The organism is Winogradskyella pulchriflava (assembly GCF_042434315.1).
Classification (GTDB): Bacteria; Bacteroidota; Bacteroidia; order Flavobacteriales; family Flavobacteriaceae; genus Winogradskyella; species Winogradskyella pulchriflava.
The window spans coordinates 422,449-440,784 of sequence record NZ_JBHLTQ010000003.1 but is presented as its reverse complement, the minus strand read 5'-3'; the positions used below and the strand labels follow the sequence as shown (position 1 = coordinate 440,784).

The following is an 18,336-nucleotide window of genomic DNA, read 5'->3' as shown; positions in this document are numbered from 1 at the left end:
TCATGGAAGAGCAAAACAAGAAAATTCTTTTGGTAGAAGACGATCCAAATTTTGGAACCGTTTTGAAAGATTATTTAATGATGAACGATTACGAAGTGGTCCATGCCAAGAATGGAATGGAAGGTTTTGAAAAGTTCAAAAAAGATGATTACGATCTTTGTATTCTAGATGTAATGATGCCATATAAGGATGGATTTACATTAGCAAAAGAAATTCGCGAAAAAAATACCGATGTGCCAATTATCTTTTTAACTGCAAAAGCAATGAAAGAAGATGTGCTTAAAGGTTATAAAGTTGGTGCAGACGATTATCTTAATAAACCGTTTGATAGCGAAGTTTTATTGATGAAGATAAAAGCTATCATGCAACGTAAGGCAACAGATTCTGTAGCAGATAGTAAGCAGTTTGAATTTAAAATAGGACGTTTTGACCTTAATTCTAAACTCCGTTTCTTAAAATTTGATGATGGAGAGCCAACAAAATTATCTCCTAAAGAAAATGAGTTGTTACGTTTATTAGCGTTGCACGAAAACGATCTTATGCCTAGAGAGTTGGCACTGACAAAAATATGGCGAGATGATAATTATTTTACATCACGTAGTATGGATGTTTATATTGCCAAATTGCGTAAATATTTAAAGCCAGATCCAAATGTGGAGATTCTAAACATTCATGGCGAAGGTTTCCGTTTGGTAATTAATAATAAAGATGATTAGTACAAAAAAAATCCGATTTAAACGTCGGATTTTTTTATACCTGCTTTTCTAGGTAAGTTATGATGTTCTTTATATCTGTATTAAAATCAAACCATTTAATGGTGTCATCTTTTCTAAACCAAGTTAGCTGCCGTTTTGCAAAACGTCGTGTATTTTTCTTAATTTCTGAAATAGCAAATTCTAGAGTCCATTTACCTTCAAAATAATTAAATAGTTCTTTGTAGCCAACAGTATTAAGTGCATTTAGATCTTTATACGGAAATAGACGTTTAGCTTCTTCAATTAAACCGTCATTGACCATTATATCTACACGTTGGTTTATCCTGTCGTATATGATTGTTCTATCAGCATCCAATCCTATTGTAACAGTATTAAAGGAGCGTTTTTTTTCAGGATTAGTTAAAAACGATGAATAGGGTTTGTTTGTACCAATACATATTTCTAAGGCTCTAATTAGTCGTTGAGGGTTGTCAATAGCAATAGTACGGTATGCTATTGGGTCCATAAGCTTTAGCTGCTCTTGTAAAGTTTTTAATCCTTCTGTTTCTAACTTTTTATTGAGTTCAGTTCTAATGCTAGATTCAACCTCTGGGAAATTATCCAAGCCTTTAGTTACTGCCTTTACGTACAATCCAGAACCTCCAACCATTATAACTGTATTATGTGTTCTGTGTAACTCGGTTATTTTAGCAATAGCATCACGTTCAAAATCTCCAACATTATAATTTTCTTCAATAGATTTATGCTGAATAAAGTGATGAGGTGCAGCTTCTAACTCTTCAGTAGATGGCACAGCTGTACCAATATGCATTTCTTTATAGAATTGACGTGAATCGGCAGAAACAATTACTGTATTAAAATGCTTTGCTAGTTTTATGCTTAATGCGGTTTTACCAATCGCAGTTGGACCAACTATAGAAATTAGTGTTTTATTCATGGTGTAAAGGACATCCACATTTATGGCAAAATTCTGCACCATCTTGATGCTTCTGAGCCATACAGTTTGCACAACATTGTGTGTTAAGTCTTACTGATTTTAATTGCTCTTGCTCTTCATTAGATATTTTGGCTTTAGAATTAGAGCCTGTAGCTTTGGTGTATTCCGCTGAAACTATTCCTGTAGGTACTGCTATTATTCCATAACCCAAAATCATGATTAACGCAGCAATAAATTGTCCCAAAGGTGTCTGTGGAGCAATGTCACCAAAACCAACAGTAGTTAACGTAACGATACACCAGTAAACACTTTTTGGGATATTGGTAAACCCATGTTCTTCACCTTCTACGAGATACATGATAGTTCCGAAAATAACAGAAGCAATAAGTACGGCAAATAAGAAGACAGCAATTTTTGCTCTACTAGCTTTAATAGCATTGGCAAGCTGATTTGAAGCTCCTAAATACCGAACAAGCTTTAAAATTCTAAAAATTCTCAATAAACGCAAAGCTCTTAAGGCAACTAAGGCATGTGTACCAACAAAGATTAGAGAAAGGTATTTTGGTATGGTAGAAAGTAAATCTATTATACCATAAAAGCTTAAGATATACCTAATAGGTTTTTTTACGGTTATTATCCTTAAAATATATTCTATGGTAAAAAGGATGGTTATAACCCACTCTGATATATTTAAGAACAAATGGTACTTTTCGTCAAAACTTTTAATACTTTCTAGCATTACCAATACTATACTTGCTAGAATTGCAATAAGAAGAACGACATCAAATAACTTTCCTTCAGGAGTATCTGCTTCATAAATTATTTCATGAAGCTTACTTTTCCAGGTATGTTTTTGGTTCGTTTCCATAATTTAAAAATACGAAAAGAATAGTTATTGATTCTCTAGTACGATGACCGAATTTTTTTGGGTCTCTACTACCTTATTCATAAAGCGTTTAAGATGCTCATAGAATTCTGGTGCATATATGGCAAAATCAAAGCTAACTTTAAAATATACGGTTAGTATATTGTCTTTTTGTTCTACATTAAAAATAAATACACCAGATTTATTAGGAAGAGAATAGTTGATTGCGTTAGGTACTTCAACGACTTTTAGATTGTCATTTAATTCAATTAATAAAGCATAAGAGTAAGCGTCTTTGTAACCAAAATCTATTGGATATGTTCTCTCTTGTAGTTTAAAAGGATTTTCTTCAAAAAATTTAATTAGAAAAGGGTTTAAATAAATTTTATTACCAATATATTCAGGAGTTAAGGATATATCAATTTTCTCATTGAACTCAGAATTGGTTTTGTCAAAATCCAATACTTCATGATTGGTTATTTCAATGTCTGAATAAGTGTTAATCTTTGATTCCTTATAATCTTGTTTGTTTTCGTCATACCTTCGTTTAAGGTTATGGGCATGATATCTACTATACTTACTTTCTATAATACCAGAAAAGACTTCATCCTCAAATGAACTGAGTTTTACTCTATGTTGCCTAGAAGAATGATTTTCGACTTCGATATTTTGCCAATAACTGCCGTCTTCAAAATCAATAAGTCTTCCATATTGATTTAAGCATCTAAAAGGTAGTTCACCAAAAGATAAATATGGGTCTGTAGCATCTAGAAAATAGTCTTTATCGTTTATAGTGATTTTTAAAATCACGTAATTAAAATCGGTCAGTACCGGAAAAATTTTTGTTGCTAATCCATTGGCACGAGTGGACATTAAAACAGGAAACACCTTAAATCCTTCACTGCTTAACAGATTTTCTAATAATAAATTAATTTCAAAGGCGCTACCGACTTTTTCTTTGTTTAGATCTTTTATAGAAACATCATAACGTTCAAACTTTCCATTCCACTTATAATTATCTAGTACAAACTGATAAATCGTTTTAGCTTTCTCTAGCTCATCATCTATTGCAGCTATAGTTGATGGTAAAAGGTTTTTTACAAGGCTTTTTTTACTGATTTGTTTTCCGAAATCACTATCAGTTCTTAGTTCTTTGTCAACATTAGCCCACGTCTTAGATAGTTTATCAACCCTGCCATCAAACGTCTTAATTTCATTAAGTTCATACTCTATGCGAGCGGTATAATTAAGCGCGGTGGTTGTGAAGCCTTCAGGTTTATAGGCTGGGATATTCTTCATAACATATTTGCTAACTGTACAATCAGCTTTGCCACCATTACCAACAGTTAAACAATTACGTTCAAGTCTTCTGTCTTCAACCTCTAGTGGGATTCCACCAACTAATTTAATGTGATAATCGTAATTTGCAGGTATACTGGTGTTGTATTCACTGTAAAGAACTGGGTCTGGCCCTTGAAAATACCACGGCTGGTATTTTGCCATAAAGCGTGAATGCGTTTCGTAACTTACGGTAATAACACTTCCAACTTTTACATTTGGCAGAACAAATTTTACTAGGATGTACTTCTCATTATCCTCTTCAAAAATAGCGTCAGGAGTCATTTCTGTCTTAACCGTTTTGCCATTCTCTAAGTTATAGGTAGCACCTCTTATGTTTAGAATTTTTTCTTTTGAAGACTTCCCTTTGTACAATTTTACTTCAAATTCTCCTCTGTCAATACCTTCAGTTCTTAGTATTTTTATTTTTTGTTGAATCTGTACTCTAAGCCAAAACGTACTATTATCCACAAAACTATTACCATAATCATAAATGACCAAAGCATTTGCGGTGGAATCTTTTGCATACGAAGTTAGTTCTAAATCACTTTTAGAAACTGGCATTGCAGGATTATAGCTTTGGGAAAAACTTAAATAAGTAATAGTAACGGCAAATAGTAATAGCTTTAATTTCATAAGTTGTCCTGTAATTCAATAATTTTTAAGCGTTTATTTCTGCGCATATAACTTTGGATTATATGCTGTGTGTCTCTATTATTTTCCATTGGTGTTATTAGTGACTTTAAAATATCTTTATTGTTAATCTGATGATTGAGATCAAAAAAGCCTAGTCCTTTAAAGACGCCATTCTCAATTAAGAAAACGCTTTTTTCATCTATATCACGACCTTTGTCAATAAGCAGCATGTTTTTGTTTTCGTAACTGTGTTTTTGTATCAAGGCATTAACACGTTTGTTGTATTCTTCGGGTGATTCTTTAGCTATACAAGCACCAGCACATTCTTTTACATCATACTTAAAACAGCTTGTTTTTGTATTGTATAAACCAGTTAATTTTTGGCAGAGGTTATAGTCATCAACATTTTTAAACATAAAATGCTTACCGCTACTTCTGGTACTAAATGTGGTTATTGCAGCATCTTTACCATCAGCTTTATCAATTTTTAAATTTATATAGCCTTCATCATCGACAAAACTGTATAGCGCATGAGTGAAAATAGTTCTCCTAAGCGCTCTATTAAATATGGGCTTGTTTTTTTTAATCTCAGCACTTTCTTTTAATAGTGCCGCAAGTTCGCTACCAGTTTTTTCATAAGTAACAGCAGCAACAAGTGCTTGAATTTTTTTAGATTTTGAGCTTTTATTAGTAAAATGCTGTATAATCCGCTTTCTAATATTATTGCTTTTGCCGATGTAGATAATTTCTCCCTTTTCATTATGGATGTAATATACACCAGTTTCAGAGGGTAATTCCTCAATAATATCTTTTAGGTTTTTGGGAATGTTAGATTTCTTTTCAACCTTAACAGCATCTTTTATAATTACTTTATCTAAATCCTTATGGAGTAGCATTTTAAACAACTTTACAGTTGCCATAGCATCTCCATTTGCACGATGCCTATCACTCATAGGAATACCTAATGACCTTGCTAATTTTCCTAAACTATAGGATTCCATATCAGGAATTAATTGTTTAGACAATTCAACAGTACATAAAGTTTTGCGTTTAAAAGGAAAGCCTAATCGTTTAAATTCTGTTTTTAAAATTCTGTAGTCAAAGCTAGAGTTGTGGGCAACAACAATGCAGTCTTCTGTAATTTCCACAATACGCTTAGCGACCTCGTAAAACTTTGGTGCGTTTTTAAGCATGTTAGAATTAATACCAGTAAGGTTTACTACAAAAGGTTGAATTTCGCGTTCTGGATTGACTAAGGAAATAAACTGATCTGTTACTTTATGACCATCAAACTGATAGATTGCAATCTCTGTTATGCCTTCTTCATTATACTTACCGCCTGTGGTTTCTATGTCTAGTATTGCGTAAATATTCTTAATTTGTTTTTCTCGCAAAGACGCAAAGGCGCAAAGCTTTATATTAATTTTTTGTTTGTTCTTTCGAAAATTGCCATTCGAGACTGTAAACTATTTTCTCACTCCAAATATACTACTTCCAACTCTAATCATGTTACTCCCACAATCAATTGCTAATTGATAATCTCCGCTCATTCCCATAGAAAGCGTGTGAAAATAAGGATGGTCTAATTTAAACTCATCGTAACAAGATTTTAAATATTGAAATTCACTTTTTATAATTGATTGGTCTTCTGTAAACGTTGCCATTCCCATTAAACCTACGATGGACACGTTTCCACATTCGGCATAAGATTTAGATGCTAAGATCTTTTTAGCTTCTTCTTTAGACAATCCAAACTTACTATCTTCTTTTGCGATTTTTAATTGTAATAAGCAATGTATTAAGTTGTTATGCTTCATTGCTTGTTTATTGATTTCTTCAAGTAATTTGAGGCTATCCACTGCATGAACAAAACTCACAAATTTAGCCATGTATTTAACCTTGTTTCTCTGAACGTGTCCAATCATATGCCATTGTATATCTTTTGGCATTTGTTCATACTTCTCAACCATTTCTTGGATTTTGTTCTCGCCAAAAATGCGTTGTCCTGCATTGTAGGCTTCCATTAAATCGCTCACTGGTTTGGTTTTTGAAACTGCGACTAGAGTGACATGCTCAGGTAAGGTTGATTTTATATTATCTAGGTTTGTTTTTATGCTCATTTAATCATTTTCATTTAAAAGGTGAGATTCTGAAACAAATTCAGAATGACATTATATATCAGTACTCATAAATCGTTATTCCACTTCTTAATTTAGGTAAAATATACGTGCTTTTTGGTGGCATTTTTAAGCCTTCATCAGCTATTTGTTTCATCTGTTCTACGTTAGAAGGGCACATGCCAAACCCAACTGTAAATTCACCACTATCTACACTGGTTTTTATAGTAATCATTTCGTGTTGTCCATTAACGTATTCTATACGATTGTCATTGCGTAAATCGCTTATACCTAGAATAGGTTTTAAAATGGTTTTGTACAATAATTGCGCATCCAATTTGTCTAACGCATTATCAAAGCTGTAGGTGGCTTTCCTTAAGTAAAGCGAATAGAATTCACCATCTAAATACATGCTAAAATGATGTGGTTTTGAAGGATTGTAAGGTAATATTCCTCTATTTTCAATACGATAAAACTCGTCTAGTTTTATGAGAAATTCTTCTTTAGTAAGTCCGTTTAAATCTTTAATCAATCTATTGAACTCATGAATAACCAAATCAGATTCGGGTATTAAATACGACATAAAAAAGTTATAAGATTCATTACCATTATGGTTTGGATTCTTTTCTTTTTCATCTTTATATAATAAATATGAAGAAGCAGATCTATGGTGGCCATCAGCAATGTAAATGGTTTCCATTTGCTCAAATTCATTTTGAATTGTAGCAATAGTAGCTTCGTTATCTATTTTCCATAAATAGTGAGTGTCTCTGTAGGTCATTGTAAACTCAAATTCTGCATGTTCCTTTTGGGTTTGTTTTATTATGGCAGAAATAACATTGTTGTCTGGATAGGTGAGAAGTACTGGTTCGGCATTAAAACCAACCGTTTGTATGTAGGTTTTAAAGGTTTCTTCGCGTCTTGCAATAGTGTCTTCGTGTTTTTTTATAACGTCGCGCTCGTAATCTTCAGCACTTGTTGCGGCTATAATACCATTAAATTCTTGTCCATGTCTGTTTACAATTTTGTAAACATAAAACGAAGGCTTTTTGTCTTGTACAAAAACACCATCTTCTTTAAATTCCAAATAACGATTTCTTACTAACTTATAACGTTCTTCACCAGTTACTTCTTGGTCGTATTTGTAACCAGGATTTACAATATGCAAAAAACTATACGGATTGTAATCCATACGCGACTCGCGCTCATCTACCGTATAACTTTGGTAAGGACGTGCTGCAACAAGACCAACAATTGCTCTGGTTGGTTTAACAGCCTTAAATGGAATAACTTTTGCCATATTTTTAGTGAAAAGTGTCGAGTGTAAAGTTCAAAAGTATCTGGTTATTAGTATCTAGTAAAAAGTGCTTGTATAGTGGTTTTTTATAGTGTTTTCATTCTGATTTGCTTGAGCCAAATTTTTCAGGATTCAAAATCATATAATTTAATAATTTGGCGATTTCTATAGATTGTTCATAAAGCTCATTATACTCTTCTGATGTCATATAGTTACAAGCCAAAGAGAATTCTAACCAAGTCTGAGTTTCTCCATTTTCAGCATCACAATCAGTTAATTTACTAATAAAATGTTTTTGATATCTCCTTTTTCTATATGCTTCAGATAAATTAGCACAAACACTTCTTGAAGAACGTCTTACTTGGTCTGTTAGCGAGTAAGTTTCTTCTTTAGGAAATTTTTTTGAAAGATGGTAAATATCCATAGCCAATTTGAACCCTTTCTTATATGCGATTAAATCTTGAACTATCAATACTTTATTTTTTTACTATATACTGAACACTTTTTACTTAGAAAATTGCGAAGCAATTTTCTCTGCTTTTCTACTTTCTGAATAATCATAAAATCCTTCTCCTGATTTAACACCTAATTTACCAGCTCTTACCATATTTACCAACAATGGGCAAGGAGCGTATTTTGGGTTTTTGAATCCGTCATACATTACATTGAGAATAGACAAACAAACGTCTAAACCAATAAAATCAGCCAGTTGCAATGGTCCCATTGGGTGTGCCATTCCTAATTTCATAACTGTATCTATTTCTTCTACACCAGCTACACCGTTATACAACGTTTCAATAGATTCATTAAGCATCGGCATTAGTATTCTGTTAGCAACAAAACCTGGATAATCATTAACTTCTGTTGGAACTTTACCTAGAGTTTTAGACAATTCCATAATAGTTTTAGTCACTTCATCGCTTGTGCTATAACCACGAATGATTTCAACCAGTTTCATTATTGGTACAGGATTCATAAAGTGCATACCAATCACTTTTTCTGGTCTAGATGTTACAGCTGCAATTTGAGTGATTGAAATTGAAGACGTATTTGTAGCCAATATGGTGTTTTCGCCACAAACGTCATCTAATTGCTTGAAGATTTTCAGTTTTAAATCTACATTTTCAGTTGCTGCTTCAACAACCAAGTCAACATTTTTTATTCCAGATTCTGTATTGGTAAAAGTTGAAATGTTTCCAAGGGTTTCTGCTTTATCAGCTTCAGAAATTTTTTCTTTGGCAACCATTCTGTCTAAATTTTTAGAAATGGTTGCTATACCTCTTTCAAGTGATGATTCGCTAATATCAATAAGGTTGACTTGAAATCCTGATTGAGCAAAAGTGTGGGCAATTCCGTTTCCCATAGTTCCTGCTCCAATTACTGCTATGTTTTTCATTTATAATGTATTTGTCATTGCGAGACTTTTTAAAGTCGTGGCAATCTGTTTGCAATATATTTTATAGTATATTTTGAATAATAAAAGAAAGATTACTTCAGTCATTCTTCCTTCGTAATGACGTTTCAATTTTTAAAACTGATTAATGATCATATTAGCTACTCTAAGCGCTTCAGTACCATCATGCAACGTCACGATAGGTTTTGTGTTGTTGTTAATGGCATCTGCAAAAGTTTCGAGCTCGTCTAAAATGGCATTGTTATTGGCGATTTCTGGATTGTCAAAATAGATTTGCTTTTTAATACCTTCTGCATTTTGAAGAATCATATCAAAATCTCCAGGATTTTCTGGAGCATCCTTCATTTTTACAACTTCACATTTCTTTTCAAGAAAATCTACGGAGATGTAAGCATCCTTTTGAAAGAAACGTGTTTTACGCATATTTTTAAGAGAAATACGACTAGCTGTTAAGTTAGCAACACAACCGTTTTTAAATTCTATACGTGCATTTGCAATATCAGGTGTTTCACTTACAACAGAAACTCCACTGGCTGATACATGTTTTACGGGCGATTGTACTACGCTAAGAATAATATCTATATCATGAATCATTAAATCTAAAACCACAGGAACATCAGTGCCACGAGGATTAAACTCTGCTAAACGATGGGTTTCTATAAACATTGGATTGTCAATTTTATCCTTAACACCAATAAAAGCAGGATTAAAACGCTCTACATGACCTACTTGGCCTTTAACTCCATGTTCTGCAACTAAAGTTCTAATGGTTTCAGCTTCTTCAACCGTGTTGGTAATTGGTTTCTCTATAAAAATATGTTTTCCTTTTTTTATAGCTTGTTTTGCACAATCGTAATGCGAAAGGGTAGGAGTTACAATGTCCACCACATCAACAGCATCGATAAGTTTATCAATAGTGTCGAAATAAGTATATCCAAATTCTTGTACAACACGTTTAGCATTTTCAGGATCGGCATCATAGAATCCTACGAGCTCATATTTGGAAGATTGATTAAGTAATCTAAGATGAATTTTACCAAGGTGACCAGCACCAAGAACACCAGCTTTTAGCATGTTTTTCAGTTTTTAACAAAAATAGTCGTTTTGAATCAGAAATTTAAAAAAGAAAATAGAAAATACTGTGAAATCAATAATTGAATTTTGGAGATAAAGTTTGAAGTTTCTCGCAGAGGCGAGAGGACGCAAAGTTAGAAGATGAATTTACATAAAAATTAATTTAAGCGTCTTTTGGGTTCTGCAAACTGAAGACTAGTTACAGGAAACTAAGGGTTGTAATGTCTTTACGTCTTAGCTGCTTAGCGAGGGAATCAAGGGACGATTGGATTTTGGTATTTAGTTATTGGATTTTGAATTGCTTTCAATTAATTTAGCATAAACTAAACTACGCTTTGAAAGATACATTTAAGCATCAAGGGATGCGCCAACAACTTGTTGAAACTCTTATTAATAAAGGTATAAAAGACGATAGTGTTTTAAAGGCTATTGGAAAAATTCCAAGACATCTCTTTATGGATTCTGGCTTTATAGACCATGCTTATCAGGATAAAGCGTTTCCTATTGCGGCAGACCAAACCATTTCCCAACCTTATACTGTAGCTTTTCAATCGGAATTATTACAAGTTAAACCTGGTGATAAAATTTTAGAAATCGGTACAGGTAGCGGTTACCAATGTGCTGTTTTGATAGAGCTTGGTGCTAAAGTATTTAGTATAGAACGTCAACAAGAACTTTTTAAAAAGACATCAAAGTTTCTACCTAAAATAGGTTACAGAGCTAAGAAATTAATTTTTGGTGATGGCTATAAAGGATTGCCAGAAGAAGCACCTTTTGATAGTGTAATTGTAACCGCTGGAGCGCCTTTTGTTCCCAATCCTTTATTGAGTCAATTAAAAGTTGGTGGACGTTTGGTAATTCCTGTTGGTGATGATGTGCAAATAATGACAATGTTTATACGAAAAGGACCAAAAGAGTTTGAAAAACATGAGTTTGGCGAATTTCGATTTGTACCACTTCTAGAGGATAAGAATTAAGAGTATCTAAATTTTATTTTGAAACTCATTTAGCCTCTGTTTTATTCTTCAGGTAAATATTCCTTTGGAATAGGATTTTCCTCAGATTCTTGCATCCAATAGATATTGATAATCCACCAACGCTCTCCATCATTTAATAATTGGATACTGTTAATACCTCTCATAAAAGGTGTTTCGTCAGTTTTTGTTCTAAAGGATTCATAAGTGCTGAATACTTGAGTAATATTACCAAAGGTTTGTACGGTTCGGTGAATTTCCTTTTCATGAAAACCGTTTTGTACCAGCCATGCTCCAGAGGTTTTTATATAATCATCTGGTGACATATAACGCGCTACAGTTTTTTCGTCCTTGTTTTTACCAGTTGGTATGAGCTTTGCGTTTTTGTGAAACAAATGTTTAAACAAATCCCAATCGCGCTCAAAGCCTTTGTCACCTGAAATTACTGAATATAAGGTTTCAATAGTACTATCTAAAGTAGCGACGTTTTTGGTGTAGTCTTTTTTTTCTTCTTGGGCGTTTATGCTAAATGAAATAAGGATAAATAATATGATGATTTTCTTCATAATGCAAAATTTTATTAGTCTTATGGATTCCTAATTACTCAGGGTTATCAAACTATAAAGTTAAAAGAATTTCAACCCAAACAAAATAGCATCACTTTGAAATCCGCTTTGGTATGAGCGAATATAATCTACGCGCAAAAACCTCCATTTTCCCCAGCCAATATTATCAACACCTACAGAGTATTCTTGGTAAGGTTTAAAATCTGGTGTAGCCAATAAATGCGCACCTATTACCAGATTAAAATTCAGTTTATTTAATAAAGGTACTTTTCCTAAAAGAAAACCATTAAAATCGTGTTCGGTATGAGCTTCAAAGTATGCGTCGTTAGTACTTGCAGCGTAATAAGGTAAGTTATTAAAGACATTGGTGTAATTACCTTCTGTGCTCACATGCGTTTGGTTACCGTTAAAATGTTGGTAATCCATAAAAGCGATATCGTCTGCATTAAAAAACTTTCCTGCTCTAAGGTTGTATCTAAACGTTCCTTTGTCTGCGACGTTAAAGGACTGATATAACCTAGCTTTAACTTGGTCAAAATTATAATCGCTATTGGTTGCTCCAAATCCTTTTTCGTAGCTCAATGCTAAGGTTGGGTATTTGTCATTACCTATATTAAATTTACTGTCAGGATAACTTAAATACTCTTGCCCAAAGTTAAATTGTGCGGTAATATTGGCCTTAATAATATTATGTGTTTCAAAAGGCGCGACACCATAAGCGGTTTCGTCTAACGGATTGTTGCTAGTATATGCATCATCTTTGTCGTTATAAAAAACCTGATCCGTTGTATTGAACAAGGCTTTCCTTCTTTCGTAGTTTAAACCAGTGTAAACCCTAAAGCCATTAAACAATTCTTCACTGTAATTGAGTTGAATAAAGCTTCTGTCATAAAGTTTCATGTAGTTGTCTTCAAAAAACAAGCTGCTTACACTATTTATCAATGGAGTTATAGGGTTTGCAGCATTAAATTGCTGAGTACTTACACCACCTGAAAGCGATAAAAATGCACGACTTGTATTATTAAATTTATACGTTAGCGCTCCTGTAGCTCTTAATCGTTTGTCTGAAAAACCATATTCTAAAGTTCCACTTGCGCTAAAAAAACGTTTAAAATCATCATAGTTTTTAGTGTAAAACAGGTTTGCCTTTGCTGTATAACCTTGAACCGTATTAAACTGTAGAGCCATTGGAATATTGTATCCAAGACGGTAGTCTTTATGCGAGTTTTGATAGGTATAACCTAAAATACTTCCTAGCTTAAATTTGTTCTTTACGGCATCAATAGAATCGAGATAGGGTTTAGATTCTCTAACAATTTGTATGCTGTCTTTTTTTACATAATCCGTACGTTCTTCTGTAGTTAATGGTACAGGTCTAATTTTGTTCCAGAATAAGGAGTCTTTTTTGTTGGCTTCGGGTTCAAAAGCCACAATTTCTCTGCTAAAATCCTTTTTTGTTAAACCAGTATTAAATTCATAATTGCTATAAACTGCAGTAAAACGACCATCTCCCTTAATACCCAGGAACTTATATTTAAAATCTATACTCTGGGAAATTACAGCCCATAGATTATCATTTTCCGAATATGAGAAACTTTGCTTAAGTGTTATAATATCTACTACAGGTATTCGTGCTTGTACACCAGTAATATCGAGTTCTAGACCATAGATAGTCCATTGGTCTTCAACAATGTAAATAATACCAGCAAAAACAGGATCGTTTTCGCGTTTAGGAATGACATTAATTTTATTAATAAGATTCCCTCTTTCGTCATAAAAAACACCTTCTAATTTATAACGATAGTAGCTAAAAGCATTATTTGCTATTGGTGAAATAATTTCGTTACCAAACTTTACTGTATTGTTGTAAAAATTATAATCTACATCTAAGGCTGTATTAAAACTAAAGCCATTATCGTCTCCACTAACTTTTGAAGCTGTAATTTTTTCTTTCAGTTTGTCGGGTTTTAAAAACTGAATTTTAGAAATAGTTTCAGATAAATAAATAATTCCACTACGCGTAGAGTCCAAACCACCACCAAGATCACCAACTTCTTCGCCTAATATTTTTTCTGGTGCATCTTTAATTTTTATTAAACCTCTGGAATAAAAATCGGCTTTAAAAGAATTTATTTTTTCGAGATTTTCTTTTCGCTTAGCTATAGCCTGTTGCATAATAGCAATGGCAGGATTTTCTTCAGAATTTACAACCACCTCACCAAGGGATACCGACTCTTCTTGTAGAGCAACATCAATTTTGTATGGAAACTGGTCGATTACAACAGTTTTCTTTACAGTTTTGTAACCAATGAAAGAATAAATTACGGTATAAGTATTTGGTTCTGTAATGTTAAGTTCGTAGTAGCCATCGTCATTACTTGTTGTGCCTTTGTAGGTGTTTTCTATAAGAATGTTTACAAAAGGAAGTGGTTCGTTTTTTGTGTCTGTTATGGTTCCTACAATTTGTGCTGATGCTAAGGTGCTAAATGCTATAAAAAATAAGCCAAGTAATTTTTTTGTCATTGAGATTGATTGATTGATGGTTATACATTTATATAGACGCAATATTACAACGAATGGTTGTCTAATATGTTTCAAACATAGATTAAAAAAGCACTGTTAGAAGTTATAACTATCTTAAAGTTATCGAAAACTTTTCTTAATACGGTCTAAATTACGCTTGTTGTCGCGATCTTTAATGGTCTCGCGTTTGTCATAGAGTTTTTTTCCTTTAGCGAGTGCAATTTCTAACTTAGCGAAGCCTTTTTCGTTGATGAATAAACGTGTTGGGATAATAGCATTCCCTTTTACGTCCATTTCTTTTTTAAGCTTTTTAAGTTCTTTTCTATTGAGCAAAAGTTTGCGTACAGCTTTTGGTTTATGGTTGTAGTAATTGCCAAAAGCATATTCTTCAACTGTCATGTTTACCACAAACAGTTCTTCTCTGTCATTAAATTCGCAAAAACTTTCGGCAATAGAAGCCTTGCCAGATCTGATGGATTTTATTTCAGTTCCGGTAAGTACAATTCCAGCCGTATATTTATCTAATATCTCGTACTGAAATTTTGCCTTTTTGTTAAGTATGTTAACCGTTTTTTGCATGGAAGGCAAAGGTAGTTTTTAAAGTTAAAAATAGAAAGTTATAAGTTAAAAGTTTAAAAAATAGAGCACAAGCAATGTAAACAAATACTTAGCTTTACGACTTTATAATCTAAACATTTAACATGAAGTATTTATCTATAGTTTTATTTGCAATAATCGCTTTTGGCTGTAAAAATGAACCTAAAATTGAAATTTTATCCGCTAATGACATTATCGATAAATCTATTGAGGTTTCTGGTGGTGAACTTTTCCGAAAATCTAAAGTAAAGTTTAATTTTCGTGATAAATTTTATTATGGTCAAAGAATCGATGATAATTTTGTGCTTATGAGAGTTGCTGTAAATGAAAAGAACGATTCAGTAATTGATATTTTAACTAATGAAGGATTTGAGCGGAAAATTAATGAAGGGAAAAATATTGTTGTTGAAGATTCCATGATTCCAAAATATACTGCCTCAGTAAACTCAGTACACTATTTTTCGGTTTTACCTTATGGATTAAATGATAAAGCTGTCAATAAAAAACTGCTAGGAGAAGAACAAATTAAAGATAAAAATTATTACAAAATCAAAGTCACTTTTAACCAAGAAGGTGGAGGAGAAGATTATGAAGATGTTTTTGTGTATTGGGTTGATAAAAAGGATTTTAAGGCAGATTATTTAGCATATTCATATAACGAAGATGATGGTGTAGGAATGCGTTTTAGAGAAGCCTACAACGAACGCTATGTTAATGGCATACGCTTCGTTGATTATAATAACTATAAAGCCGAAGATGCATCACTAAAACTTTTAGATTTAGGAAAAGCTTTTGAAAATAATCAGTTAAAACTTCTATCTAAAATAGAACTAAAAAATGTTGAGGTTGCTTTAATCAACAACTAACACGGTTGATGTTTTAGTGTCACCAGTAACTGTAACAATGTAGAGATTTGCATTGTTGTTATCGTCAATCATATCATATTTCTTTTCTCCCAATAAGCCGTTGGCAAACATTGGAGTTGTGTTGCTATGACCAACGATTAAAACCGTTTTTCCTTTAGTGGTTTCGGTAAATTCTTTTAGTTTCATATCTCTTGGGTCGTAGAAATTCACTTCGAGATTATTAGCTTTTGCAGTTGGTGCAGCAGTTTCTTTGGTTCTATTGTAATTGGTAGAATACACCATATCAAACTCCACATCCTTTAAAGTTTTCGCCCAATTTTCTGCACGTTTTAAACCCGCTTCTGTTAAGTGAGGATCTCTATTGTTTTTGTCTGAACGGTCTTTTTCTGCGTGTCTTATGAGATAATAAGTGGTTGTTGCAGATTCCGTTTCTTTCTCTAGAGGACCTTCCCAAATCACTTGTTCTATCATCCATTTACCTTCTTCTTTAGAGAGTAGTATATAATCAACTCCCCAATATGCCATAACTTTTGCAGATGCGATATGGTTACCAATGTCATAAATTTCAACTTCACGGAAAGTATCTTCACTCTTTTTATTGTTACCTTCTGAAACCCTTAGCGCAAATGCCAAAGCTTTGTCATAGGTCATTTGGCTAGAATATTCATACTTGCCAGAGTCTTTATTTTTCCAATATCCAAACTTATATAATCTAGGTTTTAGAGCAGCTTTTAGTTTAAGCGTGTCTCCTTCATAAAAGCCATCAATGTAATTGTTTAAGGTTGTTTCAATTTGTGCTTTATCTGACTGCTCTTGTGCAACTGCAGTAAAAGACAAAGCCAAAAATAAGGCTAGAATAAAAGATTTCATAATAAGAGAGGTTGATTAATACTCTCAAATATACCTTAGAAGTGTAAAAAGTTTTTTTAAAAGTATGTTAAATAAATTCTAAGCCAATTCAAGGGCAATTCTAATCATATTTTTAAAAGTGGTTTCGCGTTCTTTGCTTGTAGTTCTTTCTCCTGTAACTAAAGAGTCAGATATTGTGAGTATAGCTAAAGCATTGACATTGTGTTTTGCCGCTACTGTGTATAGACCAGCTGCTTCCATCTCAACACACAGAACACCAAATTTGGACCATTTTTTATAGGATTCAATATTATCTTCATAAAATTCATCAGAAGATAACACATTACCAGCTTTAATAGGAATGTTTTTAGCTTTTGCGGCTTCAACAGCTTTAATAAATAAATTAAAATCTGCAGTCGGAGCATAATCTGCTCCACCAAAACGCAATTCGTTTACTCCAGACGTGGATGATGCTGCCATAGCTAAAACGACATCTCTTATTTCAATGTGTTTTTGATATGAGCCAGCACTGCCAACCCTTATTAGATTCTTAACACCAAACTCTTTGATTAGCTCATTGGCGTAGATTGAAATGCTTGGAATACCCATTCCAGTACCCATAGTAGAAACACGTTTACCATTGTATGTGCCTGTGTAGCCATACATGCCTCTAACTTCGTTAAAGCATATAGGGTTTTCAAAAAATGTTTCTGCTATCCATTTGGCTCTTAATGGATCTCCAGGTAGCAAAATGGTTTCTGCTATATCTCCTTTTTTTGCTCCGATGTGTACACTCATGCTGTAAAATTAAGCATTGTGTTTTAATTAATAAGAAGAATGTGCAATTTGATTGGTCATCATAGCAACACCTGAAGATGTACCAATTCTATGAACGCCAACTTCAATATATTTTTGTGCTGTCTCTGCATCTCTTATACCTCCTGAAGCTTTTATTTTTAAATGGTCTCTAACACTTTTCTTCATGATTTTAACCGCAGTTAGTGTTGCTCCGCTTTTTGAGAAACCAGTAGAAGTTTTTACAAAATCTGCTTTTGCATCGATACAGATTTCGCAGGCTTTTACGATTTCGTTTTTTGAAAGCTCACTAATTTCTAAAATAACTTTTAGAGGTGTAAGACCAATTGAGCGTTTTACATCGCTTATGTCTTTTAAAACAGCAACATGGTTTTTGCTTTTAAGGCGACCTATATTCATAACCATATCAATCTCCGAAGCTCCTTGCTCAATGGCTTTTTTGGCTTCAAAAATTTTGGCTTCGGTGGACATTGCTCCTAAAGGAAAGCCTACAACGGTACAAATCTTTACGTTAGATCTTCCTAAAGCTTGTTTTGCTATTGGCACATAGCAACTATTAATACAAACTGAATAGAAATTGTGTTTTAGGGCTTCGTCGCATAGGTTTAGAATGTCTGCTTCTGTTGCAGAAGGACTCAATAAAGTGTGGTCTATGTATTTATTTAATTCCATTTATATATAAGTAGGGTTTTGACAAAATAATACTATAGTAATCCCTTGTTTTTTGAGGGAAAACTAGACAAGTTTAATA

18 protein-coding genes are annotated in these 18,336 nt (G+C 33.1%); 3 read left to right on the top strand and 15 right to left on the bottom strand.

Annotated features, from left to right (window positions below; translation table 11 throughout):
- The first annotated feature begins 2 nt into the window (after nucleotides 1-2).
- Entirely contained in the window at nucleotides 3-716 is a 714-nt protein-coding gene (locus ACFFGA_RS08120; RefSeq protein ID WP_386062271.1) for a response regulator transcription factor, read from the top strand.
- Nucleotides 717-750: 34 nt separating this feature from the next.
- Here the strand turns inward: ACFFGA_RS08120 and miaA are convergent, their stop codons facing one another.
- The 9 genes from miaA to ACFFGA_RS08075 form a co-directional block, all read right to left on the bottom strand.
- Nucleotides 751-1,653, bottom strand: a complete 903-nt coding sequence (miaA, locus tag ACFFGA_RS08115; RefSeq protein WP_386062268.1) for a tRNA (adenosine(37)-N6)-dimethylallyltransferase MiaA — start codon at nucleotides 1,651-1,653, stop codon at nucleotides 751-753.
- On the bottom strand, nucleotides 1,646-2,521 hold the full coding sequence (locus ACFFGA_RS08110; RefSeq protein WP_386062265.1) for an ion transporter: 876 nt from the start codon (nucleotides 2,519-2,521) through the stop codon (nucleotides 1,646-1,648). Before ACFFGA_RS08110 ends, miaA begins: the two co-directional genes overlap by 8 nt.
- Before the next feature lie 24 nt (nucleotides 2,522-2,545).
- The gene (locus ACFFGA_RS08105; RefSeq protein ID WP_386062263.1) at nucleotides 2,546-4,492 is read right to left on the bottom strand and encodes a DUF3858 domain-containing protein; all 1,947 of its coding nucleotides are present in this window, start codon (nucleotides 4,490-4,492) and stop codon (nucleotides 2,546-2,548) included.
- Nucleotides 4,489-5,862: an exonuclease domain-containing protein gene (locus tag ACFFGA_RS08100; protein ID WP_386062420.1), complete on the bottom strand. Its 1,374-nt coding sequence runs from the start codon at nucleotides 5,860-5,862 to the stop codon at nucleotides 4,489-4,491. Before ACFFGA_RS08100 ends, ACFFGA_RS08105 begins: the two co-directional genes overlap by 4 nt.
- Before the next feature lie 96 nt (nucleotides 5,863-5,958).
- Nucleotides 5,959-6,612: a YggS family pyridoxal phosphate-dependent enzyme gene (locus ACFFGA_RS08095; protein ID WP_386062260.1), complete on the bottom strand. Its 654-nt coding sequence runs from the start codon at nucleotides 6,610-6,612 to the stop codon at nucleotides 5,959-5,961.
- A 58-nt stretch (nucleotides 6,613-6,670) separates the two neighbouring features.
- Entirely contained in the window at nucleotides 6,671-7,909 is a 1,239-nt protein-coding gene (locus ACFFGA_RS08090) for a DUF1015 domain-containing protein (protein WP_386062257.1), read from the bottom strand.
- Nucleotides 7,910-8,003: 94 nt separating this feature from the next.
- Entirely contained in the window at nucleotides 8,004-8,378 is a 375-nt protein-coding gene (locus tag ACFFGA_RS08085) for a four helix bundle protein (RefSeq protein WP_386062254.1), read from the bottom strand.
- 33 nt (nucleotides 8,379-8,411) lie between these two features.
- The gene (locus ACFFGA_RS08080) at nucleotides 8,412-9,302 is read right to left on the bottom strand and encodes a 3-hydroxybutyryl-CoA dehydrogenase (RefSeq protein WP_386062251.1); all 891 of its coding nucleotides are present in this window, start codon (nucleotides 9,300-9,302) and stop codon (nucleotides 8,412-8,414) included.
- A gap of 132 nt (nucleotides 9,303-9,434) precedes the next feature.
- Nucleotides 9,435-10,394 carry a Gfo/Idh/MocA family protein gene (locus ACFFGA_RS08075; protein WP_386062248.1) on the bottom strand — a complete coding sequence of 320 codons (960 nt, stop codon included), beginning with the start codon at nucleotides 10,392-10,394 and terminating at the stop codon, nucleotides 9,435-9,437.
- 335 nt (nucleotides 10,395-10,729) lie between these two features.
- Between ACFFGA_RS08075 and ACFFGA_RS08070 the strand changes: the two genes are divergently transcribed.
- A complete protein-coding gene (locus ACFFGA_RS08070; protein ID WP_386062245.1) occupies nucleotides 10,730-11,371 on the top strand; it encodes a protein-L-isoaspartate(D-aspartate) O-methyltransferase in 642 nt (213 codons plus the stop codon).
- A gap of 41 nt (nucleotides 11,372-11,412) precedes the next feature.
- Here ACFFGA_RS08070 and ACFFGA_RS08065 read toward each other — a convergent pair whose 3' ends face one another.
- The 3 genes from ACFFGA_RS08065 to smpB all read right to left on the bottom strand — a co-directional run bounded on the left by ACFFGA_RS08065 (nucleotide 11,413) and on the right by smpB (nucleotide 15,036).
- Nucleotides 11,413-11,934 (bottom strand): hypothetical protein, encoded by a 522-nt coding sequence (locus tag ACFFGA_RS08065; RefSeq protein ID WP_386062242.1) that lies wholly within the window; start codon nucleotides 11,932-11,934, stop codon nucleotides 11,413-11,415.
- Between the two features lie 60 nt (nucleotides 11,935-11,994).
- On the bottom strand, nucleotides 11,995-14,457 hold the full coding sequence (locus ACFFGA_RS08060) for a DUF5686 and carboxypeptidase regulatory-like domain-containing protein (RefSeq protein ID WP_386062239.1): 2,463 nt from the start codon (nucleotides 14,455-14,457) through the stop codon (nucleotides 11,995-11,997).
- Between the two features lie 120 nt (nucleotides 14,458-14,577).
- Nucleotides 14,578-15,036 (bottom strand): SsrA-binding protein SmpB, encoded by a 459-nt coding sequence (smpB, locus tag ACFFGA_RS08055; RefSeq protein WP_386062236.1) that lies wholly within the window; start codon nucleotides 15,034-15,036, stop codon nucleotides 14,578-14,580.
- A 122-nt stretch (nucleotides 15,037-15,158) separates the two neighbouring features.
- Here smpB and ACFFGA_RS08050 point away from each other — a divergent pair, with 122 nt between their 5' ends.
- Nucleotides 15,159-15,920 carry a DUF6503 family protein gene (locus ACFFGA_RS08050; protein ID WP_386062233.1) on the top strand — a complete coding sequence of 254 codons (762 nt, stop codon included), beginning with the start codon at nucleotides 15,159-15,161 and terminating at the stop codon, nucleotides 15,918-15,920.
- On the opposite strand, the gene ACFFGA_RS08045 is transcribed toward ACFFGA_RS08050, so the two are convergent.
- From ACFFGA_RS08045 to deoC, 3 genes are all read right to left on the bottom strand, one after another.
- On the bottom strand, nucleotides 15,906-16,790 hold the full coding sequence (locus ACFFGA_RS08045) for a histidine phosphatase family protein (protein WP_386062231.1): 885 nt from the start codon (nucleotides 16,788-16,790) through the stop codon (nucleotides 15,906-15,908). The genes ACFFGA_RS08050 and ACFFGA_RS08045 overlap by 15 nt on opposite strands.
- 78 nt (nucleotides 16,791-16,868) lie before the next feature.
- Nucleotides 16,869-17,567 carry a purine-nucleoside phosphorylase gene (gene deoD, locus ACFFGA_RS08040; protein WP_386062228.1) on the bottom strand — a complete coding sequence of 233 codons (699 nt, stop codon included), beginning with the start codon at nucleotides 17,565-17,567 and terminating at the stop codon, nucleotides 16,869-16,871.
- A gap of 27 nt (nucleotides 17,568-17,594) precedes the next feature.
- Nucleotides 17,595-18,257 (bottom strand): deoxyribose-phosphate aldolase, encoded by a 663-nt coding sequence (gene deoC, locus ACFFGA_RS08035; protein WP_386062226.1) that lies wholly within the window; start codon nucleotides 18,255-18,257, stop codon nucleotides 17,595-17,597.
- Nucleotides 18,258-18,336 lie beyond the last annotated feature (79 nt).